1 protein-coding gene is annotated in these 357 nt (G+C 63.0%); it reads left to right on the top strand.

Going from position 1 to position 357, the window contains the following annotated elements; all coding sequences use genetic code 11:
• Nucleotides 1-357: cbb3-type cytochrome c oxidase subunit I (locus tag IE170_RS32700; RefSeq protein ID WP_229884973.1), on the top strand; the 357-nt coding region annotated here is incomplete at both ends.

Raw genomic sequence — 357 nt, 5'->3', positions numbered from 1 at the left:
GCTGTGGCAGCACCTGTTCTGGTTCTTCGGGCACCCCGAGGTCTACATCATCGCGCTGCCGTTCTTCGGGATCATCAGCGAGATCCTGCCGGTCTTCTCGCGCAAGCCGCTTTTCGGCTACATCGGGCTGATCGCCGCGACCATCGCGATCGCCGGGCTGTCGGTGACCGTGTGGGCGCACCACATGTTCGCGACGGGGGCGGTGCTGCTGCCGTTCTTCTCGTTCATGACGTTCCTGATCGCGGTGCCGACGGGGGTGAAGTTCTTCAACTGGATCGGCACCATGTGGAAGGGGTCGCTGTCGTTCGAGACGCCGATGCTGTGGTCGATCGGCTTCCTGGTGACGTTCCTGTTCGG

The organism is Streptomyces toxytricini (assembly GCF_014649915.1).
Taxonomy (GTDB): Bacteria; Actinomycetota; Actinomycetes; order Streptomycetales; family Streptomycetaceae; genus Streptomyces; species Streptomyces toxytricini.
This window is presented reverse-complemented; position numbering and strand designations above follow the sequence as displayed.